General features: G+C 54.9%; 2 protein-coding genes and 1 pseudogene. All 3 read right to left on the minus strand.

Going from position 1 to position 23,853, the window contains the following annotated elements:
* Nucleotides 1–152: 152 nt before the first annotated feature.
* Nucleotides 153–5,111 (minus strand): SDR family NAD(P)-dependent oxidoreductase, encoded by a 4,959-nt coding sequence (locus FGI41_RS01860; protein WP_139488191.1) that lies wholly within the window; start codon nt 5,109–5,111, stop codon nt 153–155.
* A gap of 151 nt (nt 5,112–5,262) precedes the next feature.
* Nucleotides 5,263–15,150: pseudogene (locus tag FGI41_RS25610) on the minus strand (SDR family NAD(P)-dependent oxidoreductase); the annotation flags it as partial.
* Nucleotides 15,151–15,170: 20 nt separating this feature from the next.
* The gene (locus FGI41_RS25615; protein ID WP_304364761.1) at nt 15,171–23,807 is read right to left on the minus strand and encodes an SDR family NAD(P)-dependent oxidoreductase; all 8,637 of its coding nucleotides are present in this window, start codon (nt 23,805–23,807) and stop codon (nt 15,171–15,173) included.
* Nucleotides 23,808–23,853: the final 46 nt, after the last annotated feature.

The raw sequence follows: 23,853 nt of genomic DNA on the forward strand, positions 1-23,853 counted from the left end.
CTAAATAAACAATATATTTTTTGATAAGTTGTTGTGTTTTTTTCTAGCCGACGGGACTCCTGTCCTATGAAGAAAGAGGGGGGAAAGATAGAGTGACGGCTTTCCCCCGTTTCCTGTATAGGTACATCCTGCTACTGCTACGCTACTTCTTCTTACTTCTTATCTAAAATGCTTTGTTCCATCAGTATGGCCTCTTCTGGAGTGAGCTTTCCTTCGCTCAGCTGCTGTAAGAGAAGCTGATAGAAATCAGCAGCGGCTTCGTCTTGCTGTTGCGAATCAGCGGAGGTATTGCCGGCTTGTTGGGTGCCGCTTTGGCTTTGGCTGTTCGTCGTTAGTGACGCCGGTTCTACACCATTGAACAGATCGTGACAGATATAGTTGACGATGTCATGGATGCTGCTCAGATCGGCAAATGCTTTGATAGAAAGGCGGGTATTGTATTCCTTTTCCAGATACTGCATGAGACGCATTCCGGAAAGGGAGTCGAAGCCGTAGCGTTTGAGATTTTCCTTCACTTTGATTTCTTCGACCGGGAGCTTTAATAGGTCGGAGATAAGCTGGGTGATGGATTGTTGGACGCGCTCCTGCCAAGTCAGCGGCGGGGCTGGTGGTGTTTGGGTGTCGGCTGGTGAACCGATCGTAGGCGCTACTTCGAGTGTAGCAGCAGCTTCCAACCTTGCGTTCTGCACAGGCTGCTCAGGTGCAGGCAATGGAGCCCAATAGCGCTTGCGGGCAAATGGATAGGTCGAGAGCGGGATTCGTTTTACCTGACCTGTACGAGGCAGACTGTTCCAGTCTACTTCTGCACCGGATGCCCAGACTTTTCCGAGCATGTTCCATTCTTGGGACTCGATTAATTGCCTGATGAATACTTCACCTGCACGGCCATCGAACATCGAGTCGGTCTCATTAGTCGTGACGTAAGTTCCCGCAGTCGGCTTCCCTGTCTGGTAGGCGCGCAGGGTTTGGATCGCTTCTTCGATGGTGGAAGCCATGAAGGCAAGGCGTTCTTCCATCGCTTCGCGGCCTGTCTGCAGAGTGTAGGCGATGTCGGAGAGGCGGAGTGGTTTGGATACTCGCTCTGCGCCGATCGCCACAGCAGGCGAATGAACAGCGTCAGCATAATAGCGTACCAGTTGATCGGCATGTACCCGAGTCAGATCGTGTAGGAACTGACGCAATGTCGGGCACTCGGCAAATACGTTAGGTACCAGATCAATGCCATACATCGCATTCAGCTGATTGGTCAATTCGACGGAGCCGACAGCATCAAGCCCGTACTCCGCTAGCATTTCGTCCAGATCGAGGTCGTGAGCAGCGATGGTAAGCAGCTGAGCGGTCAGTTGAAGGATATCCCGCTCCAGAAGTGACGGAATGGTTGCCAAATTCCCGGAGTCAGTTGATGGAGTGTCGGCAGAATCCGTTGAAATAGACCCCTCTGCCGCCAGATCGGTATTTTCTCCTGACACTGGGTCAAGTCGGGCTTGCAGGTCAGTCGCCAGCTGGTCGGCATATGCCTGCAGACGCTCTTTGGTGCGGGCTGACAGGATGATCAGCTGTGGTGCAGAATCCTCCTCTTTTGCCCCCGAACATGTAGCTTCTGGTGCCTGATACTCCTCGATGATCATATGTGCATTCGCCCCGCCTGCCCCAAATGCGTTGATCGCAGCACGGCGCGGATAAGTGGTGGCTACCCCGTTTTCGATCAAGACAGGCTGCTTCCACTCAGACAACTCGCGGTTGACATAGAACGGGGTCTCTTCAAACGCGATATTGGGGTTCAACACCTCGGAATGAATGGACGGAGCGATCTGCTTGTGCTTGAGCTGCAAAAGCACTTTGGCAATAGCGGCGATTCCAGAGGCGGATTCCAAGTGGCCGATGTTGGCCTTGACGGAGCCGACCGGACAGTATTGTATATCCATAGTGAAGGGACGGTAGGCCTTGGTCATGCTGTTCACTTCGATCGGGTCACCAAGCGAGGTGCCGACCGCTTGGCATTCGATATAACTGATCGTGCGCGGGTTGATGCCTGTCTGCTTGAGCGTCTGCTCGATCACCCTGGCTTGGGTGTTGAGGTTGGGAACCATGTAGCCATTGGAGCGGCCACTGTGGTTGAGCGCGCTGCCTTTGATCACGCCGTAGATATGGTCACCGTCTGCGATGGCCTGCTGCAGCGGCTTCAACAACACCGCGCCGACGCCTTCGCCCGGCACATAGCCGTCTCCCCCGTCAGCGAAACTGTGGCATTTGCCGTCACTAGACATGAGACCGCCTTGGCTCAGGGTGATGAATTTGTTGGGATGGATCGAGACATTGACACCGCCTGCAATCGCTATTTCACACTCACCGCGACGAATGCTTTCGCAGGCCAGATGGACGGTAGTAAGCGATGAAGAGCACATCGTATCCATCGCCAGACTTGGGCCCTGAAAATCAAAAAAGTACGAGACACGGTTGGCAATCGAAGCAAGCGAATTGCCCGGAATGATGCCCTGTGCGCGGTTATGCGGCTCAGCGCCAAACATCTGATACTGCGCATACATCACCCCGACAAATACACCCACGGACTGCTTGGACAAGCCAGCTGGCGTGTACCCTGCATCCTCTACCGCATGCCATACCGTTTCGAGGAACAAGCGCTCCTGTGGGTCCATATACTCTGCCTCTCGTGGCGAAATCTCGAAAAACAGCGGGTCAAACTGATCCACACCGTCAAGGAAGCCGCCCCATTTGCCATAGGCCTTGCCTGCTTTGCCCTTTTCGGGGTCAAAATCCTGACGGTAATCCCAACGATCAGCTGGAATTTCGGTGACGCAGTCTTTGCCTGCCTTGAGATTTTCCCAATATTCGTTCAGGCTGTTCGACTGCGGAAAACGTCCGTCGATCCCGATAATGGCGATCTCTTGTAGCGTATTGTGTGGATTGCAGCTGTTGGCAGGCTGTTGGGTGATGTCGGAGGATGATCGTGCAAAACGGTTACGGGTTCGTGCGGCACGGCCTTCGGGACGGGTGGAGCTGCCGGGTCTTTGTGCAGACGAGCCGTTATTTTGTTGGGGAGCACGATATGCGGTTGATTTTGTTGGGCTGGTCGCTGTTCGCATGGTCGTTTCGTTGAGCGCTTCGGCTGTTTCGTATGTTGCCACAAGATCTGTTGCTGTCTCTGTAACCCCAAGTGTTTTACGCAAGAGTTCCCCGTAATTTTCGATAAAATAACCGGTCAGCTCGCCAATCGTCTGATATTCGTAGAACAGTGTTTTGGGCAATTCCCCGAAGGATTTTTCCAGTTCTTTGGTAATGCTCATGATGATGATGGAGTCGATTCCATACTTTTCAAAGCGTTGCTTGGACGAGATTTTGCCTGCGGGCAGGTTGATTTCGTTGGATAGGATGCTTTTGAGCCAGTCTTCCGTTGCGTCGCGGAGCTGGTCGGTGACGGGTATCGCAGACGTATGTACCGTGTGTGGAGCGGCTGTCGCAGGTGATTGTGGTTGTTCCACCGCTTTCACCTTCAGCGCCGTACGGATACGCGTCTGATCCCCCTCAAGCACCATCAGATGGGTCGCGTCACCTTGAAGTGCATCGGCAAATGCTTGCACCCCTGCTTCCTCGCTGAGGGCTACGATGCCTGTCGCCTGTGTCAGCTGGGCAATTGCCGCTTCCGGAACCTGCATGCCGCCATCTCGCCAGATCGGCCAGTTGATTGACACAGACTTGCCCGGACGAATCGCCGAACGGTATGCCGCAAAAGCATCCATGAAGCCGTTCGCGTAAGCATAGTCGCACTGCCCTGCGTTACCGATCATCGCCGCAGTTGACGAGAACAGGACAAAAAAGTCGAGTGCCTCTCCCTTCGTCGCTTCATCAAGCCACAGAGTTCCGTATACTTTTGGCGCGAGCACGTCGTCAAGCTGTGCTTTCGTTTTGGTAAAAGCCAGCGAATCACGGAGGAGCCCAGCGCTGTGAATGATACCGTTGATTGTGCCGAAGCAGGCTTTGGTCTCAGCTACCCAGCGTTGTACATCTTCGCGGTTGGACACGTCTCCGCGCAGGTAGAGCACTTCAGCCCCGTTGGCTTCCAGCTGTCGGATCTGTTCGGTCTTATCCGCGCTTAGTTCAGAACGGCCAGTGAGGACGAGCTTCGCTTTGGCCTGCTGAGCAAGATAACGGGCAAAAATCAGACCGAGTCCACCTGCCCCGCCCGTTATCAGGCAGACGCCCTGTGTGGGAAATGAACCGATGGGGTTGGTATCTGGTGCAGACGGTGCTTGGGAGCTTGGATGGGATGGGACAACCACTTCCTGCAGACGTCGGACATAGCGCTTCTCCGACTCATAGCAGACATCTGTCGCCCCCTCTTCCTTGCCTGAAAGCTCCCGCAGAATCGCTCGTCCCACCTGATGGACATCCCGTCGGTCAGATACAGCAAGGGTCTGATAGAACAGCTTCGGATTCTCCATCTGCATCGTTTTGTGAAACCCACTTAAAGCGGTATACAGAGGTTGAACCTGGTCTCTCCCGCCCGGATAGACGTAGAGGAGACGAAGCTGGTCAGCCCATTTTTGCTTGGTCAATGCTTGGGTCAGGTAGAGCAAGGAGTAGACGCTCTCGGTAAGTCCAGTCTGAACCGCTTGTTCGTCTGTGGAAAAGGCTTCATGGCCCCAAGCGTAGACAATCTGCTCCGGCTTGGCGTCCTGCTCATGCAATGCTTGGAGCAGGTGCTGGTAGTCTGCCGGATCAGACGTATTGATGATATATTGATCGGTGCCGCATGCTTGGTACGACTCGCCCGGAGTTACGAGGATCAGGCGGACAGCAGACTCGGAAGCTTTTGTCTGTTCGGATGCTTGAAGCTGTGCTTGGAGTGCATCGCGCAATGCTTCGTTTTTATCAAAAATAAGGAGGGAACCAGCCAAAGAAGCGGCTTTGGCTGGAACCTCGGATATGTGCCATGCAGTGGTGAAGCAGATCGTGCCGGGAGTGTTACGGGTATTCGTACTCGCTGGATGCCCGTCAGATGGCAGCGACTTGATCAACTGGAACGCATCGGTTGCATGGATCGTGCCTGCCTCCAACATTCGTAGGATTTCATTTCTACTTAGACGACTCATAAATCTCCCCCATTAGCTTTTCAGCTTGTGTCGCTTGGATCGTTTTGTTTTCTACCCGCTTTAACAGCTCCATCAGCTGCTCATCTGAAATCCCTTTAGGGGCGGATGCAGCTGTGTGGGAAGCGGCTTTTTCGTGGTGGAGCGACTGGAATGCTTTGACCGTAAAGTCGTGGATCAGAACAAGTGCCTCGCCGGTGGCGGAGACCAGTTGAATATCGTAATGGAACGTATTAGACGATGCCTCTGCCTGTACGCTTGTGTCCTTCTGTGTGACGTAGACGAAGCAGACCTCAGTCAGCGGAGCAAGCACCTCGATGCTGCCGATGGCGTACGGCAGGTATTGAGTGCCGGCTTGGCTGGTGCTGTGCATCAGTCCCGCGACGGTCTGGAGCGCACCGTCCATCAACGCTGGATGCAAGGTATATTCCGCAAAATCAGCCTGAAGCCCGTGCGGCAACGCAAGACGTGACAAGCATTCCCTATTCCCCACATGCAGCTCGGTAATCGTACGGAAGGCAGGTCCATAGCCAAAGCCAGCTTGGGCAAAACCGGTGTAGATCTCCTCGTGGCTGATGGTCGTCGCACAACGGCTGCGGGTCGCGCTGATATCAAGTCGACCAATGTTTACGCTTGCCGCTGGGACTTCCTCCCCTTCCGGTACAAAACGGATCTGTCCGTACGAATGGAGCGTCCGCTCGCCATCGCTTTCATCCGTGGTGATTTCGAAATCAACATCATCCTCGGTGACCGGGTAGAAGCTGATGCGGACTTCTTTTGTCCCGTCTGCTACCGCCACGATTGGCTTCGAAAGAACGACATTATTAATAGAAAGAACGTGAGCCTCAGCGGCAATTTGACCTGCGGCATGGACCATCTCCAGATAAGCAGCGGCTGGGAGCATCGGCTGTCCATTGATTTGATGATCTGCCAGGACATATTCGCTCCCGCGCAGCGTGGTGAGAAAGCGCTGTTCGCGCAGGGTAGATGCGTTGCGGTCTACGAGCGGGTGCAGCTTGCTGACACCACCGCGCTGGGTGGACGCCTGTTCAGCCGTTGTCGCCAGCGGAATCCAAAAGCGTTCCTTGGCGAACGGATAGGTCGGCAGTGAGACCACTTTGGGTGTACCGGATGGATATAACAGGCTCCAGTTGATGTCGACGCCGCTTGCCCAGAGCTGTGCCAGCTTGTCCAGCTTGTGATTTTTGATGATCACCTTGATGAATTCTTGACCCTCTTCGCCCTCTACCATCTGGTTATAGACTGCATCGAGTATATTACCTGTGACAAAACGGTCAGATCGTGCGCCTTGCAGATAGTCGCTGAGATGGTCGATCAGCTCAGCCGTGCTTGTGACGACGGTCGCGAGACGCTCTTCCATCGCTTCACGGCCGATCTGCAGGGTGTAGGCGATATCCGGCAGGTAGAATCGGTTGGCAGTGCTGGCTTGTGTCTGCAACGCGGCGCGCAGGTCGCTTGCGTAGTCGCGCAGACGCTCTTGATTGCGGGCAGACAGGACGATCAGCTGTGGTGTGGTCGGCTCGTCTGTTGATACCGCAGGAGCTTGTGCTTGTGCCGATTCTGGCGCGATATACTCTTCCAAAATAATATGAACGTTCGAACCGCCTGCCCCAAATGAGCTGATGCCCGCACGGCGCGGAGCTTCCATCACACCGCCATTTTGACTGATCACAGGACGGTTCCACGGAGCAAGCTCCCGCTGGACATAGAACGGAGAGTCGGCAAAATTGATATTCGGGTTCAATACATCAGAATGGATAGATGGCGCGAGCTGCTTGTGCTTCATCTGGAGCAGCACTTTGCTGACAGCCGCGATGCCTGCCGCTGATTCGAGGTGGCCGATGTTGGATTTGACAGAGCCGATGGAGCAGTATTGCTTGTCGGTGATCTCGTCGCCAAATGCCTTCATCAAGCCAGTGATCTCAATCGGGTCACCAAGCTGGGTGCCTGTGCCGTGTGCCTCGATGTAGCTGATCGTCCGCGGGTGGATGCCCGCTTTTTCCAACGTCTCAGCGATGACCTCTGCTTGTGCATTCGGATTCGGCACAGTGTAGCCGTTGGTTTTGCCGCCGTGGTTGAGCGAGCTTGCTTTGATGACGCCATAGATCTGGTCGCCGTCTTGAACCGCTTGGGCGAGCGGCTTGAGCAGGACAGCACCGACACCTTCACCCGGTACGTAGCCGTCTCCCCCTTCGCCGAAGCTGCGGCAATGTCCGTCGGTAGAGACGAATTTGCCTTGGGACAGCAGGATGTATTTGTTCGGGTGGATCGTCAGGTTGACACCACCCGCGATGGCCATGCTGCTTTCGCCACGGCGCAGGCTCTCGCATGCGAGATGGATGGCGGTCAGCGACGAGGAGCACATGGTATCGAGTGCCAGACTTGGGCCATGGAAGTTGAAATAGTAGGAAACGCGGTTGGCGATGGATGCGTAGGATGAGCCGACCGCCATGGTGTTGCCAAGCATAGACTGTTCTGCGCCATATAACTGATAATGACCGTACATCACGCCGACGAACACGCCTACTTTGGCCCGTTCGAGACGGCTGCGGGTGTAGCCTGCGTCTTCCACTGTTTTCCATACCGTCTGGAGGAAAAGGCGCTCCTGCGGGTCGAGGATCTGTGCTTCAATCGGTGAAATGCTGAAAAACAGCGGGTCAAACTTGTCGTAATCCTCGATGAAACCACCCCACTTGGCGTAGCTCTTGCCTCGCTTGCCTTTTTCCGGGTCAAAATCCTTGCGGTAATCCCAACGCTCGCTTGGCACTTCGGTGATGGAGTCTTTGCCGGATTTGAGGTTTTCCCAGAATTGTGCGAGGTCGCGGGCTTGCGGGTATTGTCCACTGACACCGATGATGGCGATGTCGTCTTGGGAGTAGGTGCGTTGGCTACCTGGAAGCACCTGGGCTTGGGAAGCGGCTAATGTGCTCATGAAGCGGCTGCGTGCTGATGGCGTGATGGTTTGATTTTGCTTGGTGGCTGGTGCTGGGTTCGTTTCGGTTGCTTGACCGCCTGTCGTGATAACTGTTTGCGGCGAAGATGCGCCTGTAGCCTGTACAGTCGGCGCTCCCACCTTGGCGATCAGCTGCTCGTGGTGTTTGCTCATAAAATATCCGGCCAGATCGGCTACGGTTTGGTATTCGAAAAAGAGCGTTTTGGACAGCTCGCCGAAGTCTTTTTCCAGATGGCGGGTCATCGAGAGCACCATGACGGAGTCGATGCCGTATTTTTCCATCGGGTCGTTGGCGTCGATTTTGGCGGTCTGGACGCGGGTTTCTTGGGCGAGAAGGTTTTTGAGATAGCTTTCGGTTTTGGCGCGGAGCTGGGTGGTGTAGAGGTCGGTTGTGGCTTCCGTGGTGGCGATGGCACCTTTTGTCGCGTTCGCTCCAGTTGATCCGTTGGCAGCGTTGACTACGTTCGCTCCAGTCGATCCGTTTGCACCGCTGGCTACGTTCGCTCCAGTCGACCCGTTTGCACCGCTGGCTACGTTCGCTCCAGTCGACCCGTTTGCACCGCTGGCTACGTTCTCTCCAACTGCGTCAGATGTTTGCTGCTCTTCCGCATTTGTTTTTGGTTGCGCCTCTGTTAGTGCAGCTGCTGCGCCTGCGTGCATTTCACGAAGTGTGAAATCCTTCATCTCGATCAAAACTCGGCCTTCTGGGTCAACCAGCTGGATGTTGAATGTTTTCTCGGATGCACCCGATCCAGTGTCTCCCCGCTTGTTCCCGGAGGTTCCGCTCACTCCATCTGCCAGCGTCACGTACGCGTAGCAGGTTTCGCTGAGCGGTCGAACGATGTCCAGCTGACCGATGGCATACGGCATGTACACCTTGCCCTCTCCCAGCTGCGGATTAGCAAGAAGGGCCGCAACGGTCTGCAATGCGCCGTCCATCAGGGATGGATGCAAGACAAGCTCACTTGCATGTTTCCCAGCAACAACGTCCGCCACGCTCAGCGTAGCAACAGCTTCGCGCTCATTGCGGGACAGCTCACGAATCGCTTGGAAAACAGGGCCATAGTAAAAGCCCACCTGCTGGAAGGCTTCGTAGCAGTCCACACCGCTTTTGGTCTCATGGCATCGGGATTGAATCGCGGCGAGATCGAGTGCGGGTGACGGCTGAGACTGGGCTTCAGACTGCACAGGTACGGACTGGGATGACTCTGCTGATTCCAGTGACTCCGAGCTGAACTCGCCAAAACGAATCTGCCCTCTCCCATGCACGATCCGCTCATCATCCACACGGTTGCGGTTCTGCGTGCTGATCTCAAACTCCACCTCATGTCCGTTCGGATACAGGCCGATCCACACTTCTGTCGGCTCCTGCACGACGAGCGGTCGCGTCCATGTGATGTTGTGGATGCTGGTGACTTTCTGCTGACGGCTGGACAAATCACCTGCCGCTCTCGCCATCTCAGCATAGACCACACCCGGCAAAATCAACTGATTATTGACCACATGATCCCGCACGTACGGCTCTTCGGCGGTCAGCGTCTTCTTGAATACCTGCTCATCAAGCGTCGATACGTTGGCGTCGATCAGCGGATGCAGGGTCGGAAGTGCTCCACGGGTACGATTTTTGCCGGGTTGGATGTTGTTGTCCGGGACCCAGTAGGTTTCTTTGGCAAAAGGATATGTCGGCAATGGAATGCGGCGGATTGCTGTCGCCGGGTAGATCTGCTTCCAGTCGATGGTGATACCGAGCGCCCAAAGTCGCGCCAATTCTGCTGGTTGGTTGCTGGTGATCGCTTGCTGGATCAGAGCCTGTTGCTGATTGCCCAGCTCCTTCAGCTTTGTACGGTTCGTTTTGATATTTCCAACAAAAATATTGTCGAAAAGCTCCTTACCCTCTGCATATGCTCGGAGTCCTGCCAACAGCTCGTCGGCGCTTGAAGCCACGATCACCAGGCGTTCTTCCATCGCTTCGCGTCCGGTCTGCAGGGTGTAGGCGATCTGTTGCAGGGTGGAAGCTGTCGAAATTTTTGTATTTTCTAGGAAATAGACCAGCTGGCTGGCATATTCCTGCAGGCGCTCCTGATTGCGGGCAGACAGGACGAAGATCGCGGGCGTTGCGGGATTGTCACCGGAATCCTGATTCGCTGATCGGTGCAAAAGAGAACCCGTTGTCGGCTCGAAATACTCCTCCAGAATGATATGGGCATTGGCTCCCCCCGCCCCGAATGAACTGACACCTGCACGGCGCGGAAGCACTGTCGTAACGCCGTTTTCACTGATGATCGGCTGCTTCCATTCGGTCAACTCATGCTGGACGTAGAACGGAGAATTGGCAAAATCGATGTTCGGGTTCAAATCAAGCGAGTGCAGCGACGGAACCAGCTGCTGGTGCTTCATCTGCATGATCACTTTGGTGATGGCAGCGATGCCTGCAGCAGATTCGAGGTGTCCGATGTTGGACTTCGCCGAGCCGATCGCGCAGTATTGCTTGTCGCTGGTGTATGGTCGGAACGCTTTGACCAGGCCGTTGATCTCGATAGGGTCACCGAGCGATGTGCCTGTGCCGTGCGCTTCGATGTAGCTGATCGTGCGCGGGTCGATTCCGGTCTTTTTCAAGGTATGGGAGATGACTTCCGCTTGGGCGGTTGGATTCGGTACGGTGAAGCCGCTCGTTTTGCCGCCGGAGTTGATCGAGGAGCCTTTGATGACGGCATAGATGTGGTCGCCGTCCTGCTGGGCTTTTTTCAGTGGCTTCAAAAGAACAGCGCCGACGCCTTCGCCCGGCACATAGCCGTCTCCTCCCTCACCGAAGCTACGGCAGCGTCCATCTGTGGAAGCCATCGTAGCTTGGCTGAGGAACAGGTATTTGTTCGGGTGGATCGTGATATTGACACCGCCTGCAATTGCGATGTCGGATTCGCCGCGCTTGATGCTTTCGCACGCCAGATGGATCGACGTGAGCGCGGACGAGCACATGGTATCGACCGCCATGCTCGGGCCAAGGAAGTCAAAATAATACGATACCCGATTGGCAATTGCGCCGTAGAAGCTGATCGGTGAAAGCTCGCGACCGTTGATTTCGGTGCTCAAGAGCTGGTATTGGCCCCACATCACACCGACATAGACGCCCACCTGCTTGGTGCCGAGGGTGTTTTTGGTGTAGCCTGCGTCCTCCAGCGTTTTCCAGACGGTCTCAAGGAACATGCGCTCCTGCGGGTCCATGAACTCGGCTTCTTTGGGCGAAATGTTGAAAAACAGCGGGTCGAACTTGTCCACATCATCGATGAAGCCACCCCACTTAGCATAGCTGGTGCCTGGGTTGTTTTTCTGTGGGTGGTAGTACTCGCTGTGATCCCAGCGGTCTTTCGGCACTTCGGTGATGCAGTCCTTGCCTGCCTTGAGGTTCTCCCAGAACTGCGCGACGTCGGAGGCCATCGGGTAGCGACCGCTGACACCGATGATGGCGATGTCGTCGTTGGTGGACGGGGAAACGGCTTCTTTTGCCGGGAAAAGTGACGGGGTTGCCGCGCTCTTTCCTCCGTCGATCACCACGTCTGCCGGGGTCAAGCCGATGATGCCTTTTACCCGCTCGATCTCCCCTTCCAGTACGGTCAGGGTCGCGCCGCTCATGCGAAGCGCATCTTCAAAAGCCTGCAGACCGCCCGCGATGCTGAGCGGAGTCAGCCCTGTGCGGGACTTCATCATAGCGACAGAAGAGGCCTCGACATGCATACCGCCGTCTTTCCACAGCGGCCAGTTGATCGAGACGGATTGGCCCGAGCGTCCGAGATCGGTGCGGGCTGCGGCGAAGTTGTCCATGAAGCTGTTGGCGAACGAGTAATCACTCTGGCCCGAATTGCCGATAACGGCGGCAGTAGATGAGAACAGGACGAAGAAATCAAGCTGATCGCCACTTGTCGCTTCGTCAAGCCAGAGACTGCCCCAGACTTTTGGCCCCATGACGGTTTCGATCTCATCGATGGTCTTCTGGACGATAAACGAGTCGCGGATCACACCAGCCGCGTGGATGATCCCGTGAATCGCACCGTGCCGTGCCTTGATCTCGCTGATCAGGCTCTTTACGCTGGCGCGGTCGGAGATGTCGGTCGGGATATAGGTGACGTCTGCGCCGAGTGAGCGGAGCTCTTGTAGTTCCTGCTCTTTGTCAGAAGAGAGCTGGGATCGTCCAGTGAGTACGATGTTGGCTTGTGCTTTTTCCGCGAGATAGCGGGCAAAAATCAGACCGAGTCCGCCTGCGCCGCCTGTGATCAGGTAGACCCCTTTTGGACGGAGAGGTACTGGTGTTGTGGTGGCTTGGTCTGTATCAGGGTTGTAGCGCACTTCTTTCAGGCTCTTGGTATAACGGATGCCGTCTGCGTAGCGGACCTCTGTCTCGTCGTCTGTCTGGCTGAATTCGGTGACGATGATCTCAGCGGTTTGGCTGGTTTCTGTGGGTGTTTTGGGTGTTTTGGATGTTTCGTTTGTTGCGCTTGTTTCGGTTATGGCATCGGCCCCGTGGATTTTTGCCTGTTCACGTCGCGTGGAATGGATCAGCTCCACGGTTTTCAGCGTGAACTTGGGATTTTCCATACGGAGGGTGCGGGCAAAACCGGCGAGTGCCGCGAATTGTGGCTGGGTGATCGTCGGTTCATAGAGATAGAGCATCTGGATGCGGTCCTTTGGCTTGTGCGCCATGAGTGCCTGCGTGAGATAAAAAATGGAATAATAGCCGATGGCAAACAGGCTGCGCAAAGTCTCGGGATCGCCGTCATAAGTGGTAACCGACAGATTGTGAACGATTTTGGTCGGGAAAAGCTTACGTGATGTGAGGTCTTGGATGAGCTGGCTGTAATCAGATGGTTGCTGTGGGTTGATTTCGTAATGGTTATCCGAAACGGCGCGGTAGCTGGCAGATGGTTTCACCAGTATGACGCGGCTGGTTGCACTGGGTGATGCTTGATTAGAGAGTCGGTTGTGCAGAGCATCGGTCAGAGATTCAGCAGTGGTGAACACGAGATAAACGCCTGCGGTGGCTTCTGGAATTGGCACTGTAGTGTTGGTGCTGGACTTTGCTGTGATTGGTGCTGCGGTGTCGGACTGTGTCCATTCGCGGCGGGCGTACATGAGAGAGCCGCTTGGGATGGTACGATTGGCCGCGGGTGGTACGGCTGAGGCTGTCGTTGCGGTTGCAGCCGTTGGTAAAGTTGGAGTGGAAGCACCTGATGTGGCTGTCGTCGTTGTTGGAGTGGAAGCGCTTGGTGTTGCGGTCGTCATTGATGGCTCAGACCCACCAATGCCTAATGCTAGATTCGCATCCCCTCCGATAGAACCTGCCTCTACCGGATAACGTGCACCGAACTCTTCTACTAGATAGCCCGCCAGATCGCGGATGGTAGTATATTCGAACAACAGCGTCGGATACAGCTGTTCGCCCAGTTTGGCTTCGAGCTGTTGGACGAGCTGAAGCAGGTTGCCGGAGTCCAGCCCTTGGTTATAAAAGCCTTCCTCGACGCTGACCTCCTCCGTTGGAATACCGACAAAAGAGCCCACCATGACGCAGAGGTCTTGCTCAATGGCGGTTTGTAGCGAGACTTGAGGCAACGTGTTGTTGGAAGGCGTGGATGGTGTAGTAGACACAGCAGATGGTGCAGGAGTGGCGGTTGCTGTGTCAGTGACAGGTGCATCTGGTACTTGCACAACGCCAGCACCTCCCACCTCCACCGGATACCGCTCCGCGTACTCTTCTACCAGATACCCTACGAGACTTTCAATCGTGTTGTACTCAAATAACAGAGTCGGATAGAGCTGCTCGCCCAGTTTTGCCTCCAGCTTTTGCACCAATAGGAGCAGGTCGCCGGAGTTGAGCCCTTGATCGTAAAAGCCGTCTTCCGTGCTGATCTCATCCGCTGTTTTGCCCAAAAGTTCTGCAACCAGTTCGGACAGGTCTTGGCGGGCGGTACGCTCTACCACTTGTTTGCGGTCGACAGCTGCTAGCGTAGTAGAATGCGCGGGAACCTCTGATACGGCTTGTTCTGCAAAAGCAGCCGAGCCTGCGCCCCCAACAGGTGCGGAAACGGACACCGTTGCGGCCTGTGCCGCTTGTGCGGTGATCGTCACCGATGCAGATGGTTCCGTCACATCGGTTGCCGTCGGGGCCTTCTCCCCTTTTCCACCGTCTACCTTCTCCAGACCAGTGATCAGACCTTCGTGGCGAATCTTTTTGACACCAAGTCGTTTGAACGTGCCTTTCATAGAGCCTTGTTCATCGTAGATATCAATGTTCACATAGCGGATATCCTGGGTTGGTGAGATGGTCACGTGCTTTTGCTCGACGAAGACATAGCATTTTTCCCCGAGACTGCCGAAGGAGCGGAACGACTCGATGAACATCGGGATCGACGGCTTGAGGTCAGGCATCTCGTAGGAATTGGCGTCCTCCCCTTTTTTGGCAAGGAAGAGACCCGGTACAAGTGTAGAGGCGTCGAGGTAAGCCGGATGCATATAAAAGTCAGGCAGATGCGATTGGGCGAGGTCGCTCAGATGCAGCTCGGCAAGCAGATAGCCCTCACCTTCATAGATCTGACCAAGACCCTTCATGAACACAAAATGATTGATATCGATCTGGCGGATAAATGAGTAGGCCGTGTCCATGTCGATGATGTGGCCGGATTTCTTTTTCAACGCTTCTAGGTCAATGGTCGGCGGGGTGATTTCGTCTGCTTTGATCAGCTGGCACTGAAAGTTTTCCACCCAGTCAGGATGGACGGTTTTGCCGTTCTTCACCTTCAGGCTTTTGCAGGTGACGATATGATGCTTGCCGCTTTTGGCTTTTTCGACGGTGATTTCGATTTCCTTGTCATACTCTTCAGAGGTGGCAATCGGTTCTTTGAACAGAATGTTGCGCAGCTCCAGCTTCTTGGGATCTAGACCGTGGGCGATTAACCCACGGCAGATCATATCGATAAAAGTCACACCCGGCATGATACGGACACCATGCACGCGATGATCTCTGACAATGTAGTCTTCATGTCTCATGATGGTATGGAAGCGGATCATATTGGCTTGGCTCATATGCGTACCCCTTCTGATTAGTCTAGAGTAAAAGTGGAATTCGGGTTGATTTTGAGGGCGAGGATGGTGCCGCCGACAGGTTCGGTGCTGGTCGTCGGTTCGGTAACAGCCGCTTCTTGGGTGATGGTTGTTACTTGCTCGACAGCTGCCGCCTGATTGCTTGACACTGCACTCCTGACCGCCTCCGGTACAGGTGTCACGACCGGCTGTACCTTGCTCACTGCCGTTCCATTCGGCATCTTCGGCTGCGGCCAGTAATACTTACGGTTAAACTCGACCGGAGGCAGGGGCTGACGGCGCGGTTGGTAGCCTGCGAGCAGCTGCGGATCGACTCCGGCGATGATGACATGCGCGTTGGTACCACCAAAGCCAAACGAACTGATCCCCGCACGACGGACACCCGGTACACTCCACTCGCGCAGCTCGGTGTTGACATAGAACGGCGAGTTGTCGAATTTGAAGCGCGGATTCGGGCTGTCGCAGTTGAGTGTCGGCGGAATCATGCCGTTGTGGATGGACAGCACCACCTTGATGATACTGGCGATCCCGGCGGCACTGGCGAGATGGCCGATGTTGGTTTTGACACTGCCGACCGCGCAGAACTGGGTCTGATCAGTGGATTCACGGAATACCTTGGTCAGTGCCTTCAGCTCGATTGGGTCACCGATCATCGTGCCTGTGCCGTGCGCCTCGATATAGCTGACCGTCTCTGGATTGATTTTGCCACGGGTCAGTGCCTGCTTGATCACGTCGTACTGTGCTTCCGGATTCGGCGTGGTGATTCCCATCGTGTGGCCGTCGTTGTTGACCGCGGTGGCATCGATGACGGCATAAATCCGGTCTCCGTCAGCAAGTGCCTGATCCAGCGGTTTCAACAGTACCGCCCCACAGCCTTCACCCGGTACAAACCCATTCGCTTTCACATCAAACGTATGGCATTGTCCATCCGGCGACAGTGCCTTGCTTTCGCTCAGGACGATGTAGCTGGTCTCATCAAGCAGGATATCGACTCCCCCTGCCAGTGCGGTGTCGCAATCGCCCATCATCAGGGCTTGGCAGGCAAGATGCAGGCTGACCAAGGAGGACGAGCAGGCGGTGTCGACCACCATGTTCGGACCTTTGAAGTTGAAGAAATGGGCAACGTGGGCGGCGATGAAATTCTGTCCGATCCCGATGATGCTGTTGCGGGTGACCTGCTCCACTTTTGGTGCAAAGGAACCGGCACGGGAGCCGACGAAGACGCCTACTTTTTTGCCGGACAGCTCTTTTTTCTCGTAGCCTGCATCGCGCAGGGTCTGTGCGCTCACTTCGAGGAACTGGCGCATCAGCGGATCGATATAAGGAGCCTCGTCCGCGCTGAATTGGAAGTAAGCCGGGTCAAACAGCTCGATATCATCAATAAACCCGCCCCACTTGCTGTAGCTCTTGCCTGTCTGATGCTCGGCGGAGAACAGCTCGTCGATATCCCAGCGAGATTTCGGGATTTCGACGATGCCGCTTTTGCCTGCGATGAGGTTCTGCCAGTAGGTATGCGGGTCGGTGGCCCCTCCTGGGAAGTTGCAGGCCATCCCGATGACGGCGATTTTGTTGGTGGCTGGGGTTGGAGCAAAAGATTGGGCTGGTGCAGAGGCCTGAGTTGGTTCCAGAGTCGCTGCTTGATAAGTTGATGCGACCGCCCCCCCTGTCATATGACCGCCAACATGTGCGGATCGTACAGTCTGACTCGTGTACGCGGTGGCAGCTGCTTCAGATGCATACCCGCTCGCGGTCACATGCTCATCAATCACATACTCATTCAAATAATCCGCAAGCGACTGTAGTGTCGGATTCTCCAACAGCACAGATGGATCGAGCTTCTTATTCACCCACGCTTCTATCTTCTTGACCAGTTCCGCCAGCATGATCGATTCGACGCCGTAATCACCGAACGGTACGTCGGCTTCCAGCTGGGCAACTGGGATTTTCAATTCTGCCGAGAAAATCGATCGGAGTTCAACCACGGTATCAACCGCCACTTTCGGCGATTCCCCATCTGACAGCGGCTCCTGAGCGAAATACGCGTGTCCGACTGGCTCGCTCGCATGTTCGAGCACATTTTCGTTTAAATATTCAGTTAATGATTCCAGAGTCGGATTCTCCAGCAGTATGGATGGGTCCAGCTTTTGTTTCACCCATGCTTCGATCTTCTTGACCAGCTCTGCCAGCATAATCGATTCGACGCCGAAATCACCGAATGGCACATCGGCTGCGAGTTGTTCCATCGGGATTTTCAGCTCGGTAGAGAAAATCGTACGAAGCTGGTACAGCGTGTCGACGGCGCCAGTGGTGCGATTGGTTGGGTGGGCGGTGGAGGAACCCTCTCTGGACATTGCTTGTGCGGTATGAGACTGCACGGACGATGTGCCTTGTCCTTTCGCATACGGCGTCGCTTGTCCCCCTGCCCCCGCACTCACCTGTGCCTGACGCTGATACAGCAGTACAGCCGGATTGAACTGATCCGCTACAGCTACACTTGGCGCGACCACTGCATGACTTTTCAGCTGGATGGCGCGTTCGAGCATCGTCAGACCGTCTTTGGTCGTGTGTGCGGTCAGACCGAGCTGCAGGTAGATTGGGCTTTTGACTTCGCCCATGCCGATTTCGCCCCAGCTTGGCCAGTTGACAGCGGTGTAGCGGGTGTTGCCCAGACGTGCCTGATAAGCGGCAAAATAATCCATGTACGCATTGGCGAGCGCATAATCGCTGAGTGCCGATGCCATAGACGGATAGACCGCTGAGATAGAAGAAAAGAGTACAAAAAATTCTAAATCATCTTGCTTCAGCAATTCATGCAACGTATGCAGTGCCGGAATCTTCGGCTCACAGATCGCGGTGATATCGGCTGGCTGCTTTTTGATGAAGGCGGGGTTCTCGTAGGAGACTAAGCCTGCGCAGTGGATGACACCTGCGATTGGGCCCATGCTGTTGCGCACGTCGTCGAAGAAACGGCTGAGTGTCTCCCGGTTGGTCAGAGAGCCTGCGTAGACTTTTACCTGGACGCCTTGCTGTTCGAGCGCTTGCAGCAGACGGATTCGGTTGACTGCTTCCTGATTTTGTGCCGGATGCTGTAAGAAGTTCGCCCACTGTTCACGTGGTGGGATGTCTTGACGGCCCATGAGCACGAGCTTGCGGACGCCTTTGGCCGCGAGATGCTTCGCCGTCTCCGAACCGATACCGCGCGTGCCACCTGTGATGATGACGACTTGCTCTGGAGTGATACTGCGGAATGGGTCGCGACTGTACGCATTCGGCTCTGCCTGAATCGGTCTCATGTATGGCAGATAGCGGACACCTTGACGGTAGCAGACCTCTGTCTCCTGCTCCTGCTGGCTCCATTCGATCGTCAGCAGATCACGGAGCGTGTTGGTATCCTGCCAGCCTGCGTCGGTGTCGATGGTGAGCGCCTTGATTTTGCGGTATTCGGCGCCAAGCATCCGGATCAGTCCGGCAAAATTGGCTCCGGCCAGTGTCGGGCGCACGGTGTCTGAAGTCTGGGGTACGGTGTAGAACGGCTGATTCACAGCGTCAAACGGGATCAACCCGCTTGTCAGGTGGAGGATGGTGAACGGCTCGTACTTGGACTCTTGGATGACACCTTGGAGCAGCGTGAGTTTGCCGAGGTTGTCCGCTGGCTTGTCCACCGGCTCACGGTGCAGGTCGGTCAGATCGATCAGTCCGGTGATGAATGCGGCGGCTTGCATGATCTCTGCAGCCACTTGTGTCCCATGATCCGGCTGGGCAAAATCCATATGGTAGCCATTCGCTCCACGCTTGCCACGGGTCGGACTGTTCTCCACGAGGATCGTCATGACATTTTCATGGTTGGCAAAAAGCGCTTCGGCAATCGCCTTGGTCTCATCGTTGGCGAGGATGATCACCGCGCCCTTGATGGAGGATGCTTGGGTGGTGCGGGCAGGTGCGGCTGGCTTCCATGCTTTTTCCAGCAGGTACATCTCGGTGCGGTTAGAAGGGGTAGGGGCAGCTTTGCGGCTTGTGCCTTTTGCTTTTTTCGGTGCGTCAGGCAGCCAGTAGCGTTCACGGGCAAACGGATAAGTCGGCAGCGGCATCCGCTTCACTTGTGTTTGGCGGCTTAACTCTGTCCAGTCGATCTCCACTCCAGCGACCCACAGCTGTGCGAGCTTATTCAGTTTTCGTTCGTTGATGATCGCCTGCAGGAACTCCTTGCCTTCCTTGCCGTCGGTGAGCAGTCCGGTTACAGCTTTGTTGGACTTGACGTTGCCTCGGTAGAGCTGGGCGATGGAGGTTTTTCCTTGGATGAATTCGGTTAGTTTTTGTTTCAGTTCGGCTACGCTTGCGGTGATGAGGGCTAAACGCTCGTCCATCGGTTCGCGGCCGATCTGCAGGGTGAACGCCAGATTTGACAAAACCAGCTCTGTTTCACCCGTTTCTATATATGTTACATGTTTTGTATATATTTTGGTAACTTTTTCTTGATAATATTTCGTAAAAAATGATGCTAAAGACTCAAGGCTTCGGTACTCCATCAAAACAGATGGCTCAATCTCCACCTCATACTGTGCATTAATGCTTGTCGCAAAACGGCTCCACTCCACTGGCTTCAAGTCAAAACTGGACAGATCATCGTGAATCGTGATGTCTGATTCGTCGATTGTCAGCAGGCGGGCTGCAATGCGGCGCAGGTCTTGCGCGATCTCGGTGGTTAGGCCGTTTTCGTCGACAGACAGCACTTTGGCCGGGCCGGATGCTTTGTCCAGATAGGCGACGAGGTTTTGGGCGTAGGCTTTGAGACGCTCTTGGTTTTTGGCGGATAAGAGGATGATCTCTGATTCGTTGTACCCAGGACGCTTGGATTGGCTGAGTTGGTTCGCAGAGTGAACTGAGCTAGCTGACTGAGCTGGGTGAGATTGACCAATTTCCTCAGATGGTACCGGGATATACTCCTCCACGATCACATGAGCATTGGTCCCCCCTGCACCAAATGAGCTGATCCCAGCGCGGCGTGGATATGTGACTTGCTCGCCGTTGTCGCTGATCACCGGCTGCTTCCACTCAGCGAGATGGCGCTGGAGGTAAAATGGCGTCTCGGAAAAATCAATGTTGGGGTTAACCGTCTCGGCGTGCAGGCTTGGCACCAGTGTTTTGTGCTTCATCTGGAGCAGAACCTTGGTGATTCCGGCGATTCCGGCGGCTGATTCGAGATGTCCGATATTGGATTTGGCAGAGCCGATCGAGCAGAACTGCAAGTCGCTGGTGTATTCGCCAAACGCTTTGGTCAAACCCGTCACTTCAATCGGGTCGCCGAGCGCGGTTCCTGTGCCGTGTGCCTCGATATAGCTGACCGTTCGCGGATCAATGCCTGCTTTTCGCAGGGTGTCGGAGATGAGGCTAGCTTGGGCATTCGGGTTGGGTACGGTGAAGCCGTTGGTCGCGCCGTCGTGGTTAAGCGAGGTGCCTTTGATCACACCGTGGATATGGTCGCCGTCCGCAATCGCTTGGGACAGTGGCTTGAGGATGAATACGCCGATCCCCTCACCCGGTACAAAACCGTCGCCGTCGTTCCCGAAGCTGTGGCATTTGCCTGTTGGCGACAGCATTTTCATCTGGCACATGCCGAGGTATTTATACGGGTGCAGGTAGAGATTGACGCCTCCCGCGATAGCGACACTGCACTCACCGCGCTTGAGGCTTTCGCACGCAAGATGGATCGCGCTCAGCCCGGATGAGCAGGCGGTATCTACTGGATAGCTCGGGCCTTGGAAGTTGAAAAAGTACGACACACGGTTGGCGATGCTCCACGGTGATGAGTGCGGGAGTGCTGCGTTGCCGTTGCCGCTCTCAAACTGCTCCAGCCCAAGCAGTGCATAGGTGTAGGAGGTGACAGCCGAGAACACGCCGACACCTGGGCTTTTGTGCTTTTTCACCCAGTCATTGAGATGCTTGCGGGTGTATCCGGCATCTTCGAGAGCGGTCCAGGCCATCTCCAGGAACAGGCGCTCCTGCGGGTCCATCAGCTCTGCTTCGCGTGGGGAAATATTGAAAAACAATGGGTCAAACTTGTCCACATCGTCGAGGAAGCCTCCCCACTTGGCGTACATCTGGCCGTTTTTGGAGGCTTCATCCGGATCGGGATTGAAGTAGTCGTCGGCGTCCCAGCGGTCTTTGGGGATTTCAGTGACGCTATCTTTGCCGTTTTTGAGGTTGTCCCAGAACTCGTCGAGCGTGTTGGCCTGCGGGTATTTGCCGCTGATGCCGATGATGGCGATGTCTTCGTTGCGGTAGGTGATGGCTGGTGTGGTAGATGGTGCTTGGATGGTGCCGGGTGAGGATGTTGATGCAGCTGATGCGGTTTGTTGTGTTGATTGGATTTGCTGAGTTGATTGCGCTGATTGCGCCGTTGGTACTGTTTGTGAACGGCCTTGTTTTTTGGTCTTGCGGCGGTCGCGAATGGATGGAAGCTCCCATGAGTCGTCTGCGGGCTTCCGTTCGGTATTGGTTGAAGACTCTGTTTTTTCTACCGTTTCTGTATTCGCCTGAAGTGCGGTGTTGGAGTCTGACAGCTTCGCCTTTGGCTCAGATTTTGCTTGTGCCGTGCCTTTTGTGTTGGCGTTGGCGTTCACTTCCTCCTCCGCCTTTTCACTCAGTCCAAACAGCTCCACCAATTTTCCCTGATGCATCTTCACCAAGTACTCCGTCAGCTCACCGATGGTCTGGTACTCAAACAGGAGCGTTTTCGGCAGCTTCGCCACTTTCTTTTCCATGCGGGCGTTGAATTGGTTGATGGTGATCGAGTCGACACCGTATTCCTCGAAGCGGATGTCGTTTTCCAGCTCGGAGGTGGATTGCTTGAGCAGCTCGGCGAAGATTTCTTTGAGGAATTGCTCGGTTTTTTCGGATAAAAGCTGGGTGTCCACAGCCGTGGTCGCAGATGATGCTTGAGCTTGTGCCTCGGCTGAAGATGATATCGCAGTGGCAGGTAAGGATTCACTAATTTGAGATACGGATTGGCTGGTTTGAGTCTCGGACGCGCTGGTTTTCTGTGAATCCCCGCTCTCTAGACTATTCGCTTCTTTTACCTGCGCGGCCAAAAACGATCTGATCTTCTCCACTTCGCCATACAGAACGATCATCTGCGCGAGATCGGACGCAATAGCGGTCTCCCATGCTTGCAAGCCTGCCTCAGACGGCATCGGGTGCAGACCCATCTGCGCGGTAAATGCCAAGCCGTCTTCGCCTGCTTGCATACCGCCTTCCTTCCACAACGACCAGTTGATCGAGACGGTTTTTCCGTGCTGTGACCTGCTGGCACGCATGGCGGCGTAATGGTCAAGGAACGTGTTGGCGTAAGCGTAGTCGCTCTGTCCCACGTTGCCTGAGACAGATGCTCCGCTGGCAAAATAGACGACAAAATCGAGCGGCTCATCTGCTGTAGCTTGGTCAAGCCAGATGGTTCCGTAGACTTTCGGTGCGAGGACGTCGGCGATCTCCTCTGTTGTTTTGCGCGGGATGAGACGGTCGCGGACGACGCCTGCTGCGTGCAGGATGCCGTGGATGGAGCCGAAACGGGCTTTGGCTTGAGAGATCAGCTGCTGCACGTCTTCCTGCTTGGAGATGTCGGCTTGGATGTAGAGCACCTCTGCTCCTTGGTGTTCCAGCTTTTTGAGTTCGTCCTGTTTTTCCGCGCTGAGAGCGGAGCGGCCCGTCAGTATGAGCTTGACGTTGCCTTTGCTTGAGAGATGGCGGGCAAAAATCAGTCCAAGTCCGCCAGCACCGCCTGTGATCAGGTAGACGCCATCGGTTTTCAGTGGGAGTGAAATGGACTCGACTGAGTCAGCTTGGCTCTCCACCTCTTGGAGCGTCTTGATTAAGCGTTGTCCGTCGCTGTCATACCGGACTTCGACGGCATCGTCTTGTGTGGTCAATTCATGTCGGATGAACTCTGACATGCGGTTCACGGCAAAAGCCTGATCCCGCCCGGCAAGGTTGATCTCGACTGTTTTATATGTAAAAGAAGGATTTTCCTGACGAATGGTTTTGGCAAAACCGCTCACAGCTGAGCACAGCGGGAGTTGGTTGGTTTCACCTGTAGTAAACAGATAGAGCAGTTGGATTGGCGTTTTTGTCTTTTGCTCCCATAAGGCTTGGCTGAGGAAAAAGAGGGAGTACAGCCCACGCTCCAGGTGTTGGTTGATGTCAGCCTTGTTTGTGGCATAAGTCGTAGGTGACCAGTTATGAATGATCTGATGCAAAATAAAGGATTGATGGGATAATTCCGTAAGCAATCGGCGGTAGTGCTCAGGCTCGGCTGGATTGATCAGGTATGTGCCGTCTGGGCGGCTTTCAAACGTTTCACCCGCGCGAACAGCAACCAACCGGGAGGAATCTCCCAGTTGGCGGCTGAGTGAGCGTGTCAGCTCGTCGCTGTCGGTGAAAACGAGGATGTTGCCGGATAAGGCACGGGGGGCAGACATGGTATCTGCCCGGCCCGCTTGCCAGATCATGCGGTAAAAGATGGACTGAGTCTCGTGCTTCTCGGCTTGAAGTTCCTTGATTAAGCGAAACCCCTCTTCAGATGTAAGCTCGCGTCGTTTGATCAGCTCGATAATGTCTTTTTCGCTTAAACGCTTCTTGTCCATAACTCTCCTCCGTTAGTTTTCAACTTCGTGCAGGTCAGCTTCCCCG

Source organism: Brevibacillus dissolubilis, from assembly GCF_006170445.1.
GTDB lineage: Bacteria > Bacillota > Bacilli > Brevibacillales > Brevibacillaceae > Brevibacillus_B > Brevibacillus_B dissolubilis.

What these genes read in the sequence shown, in the direction of transcription:
- FGI41_RS01860 (WP_139488191.1), bottom strand. Translation starts at nt 5,111, where the DNA reads ATGAGTCGTCTAAGTAGAAATGAAATCCTACGAATGTTGGAGGCAGGC.
- FGI41_RS25615 (WP_304364761.1), bottom strand. Translation starts at nt 23,807, where the DNA reads ATGGACAAGAAGCGTTTAAGCGAAAAAGACATTATCGAGCTGATCAAA.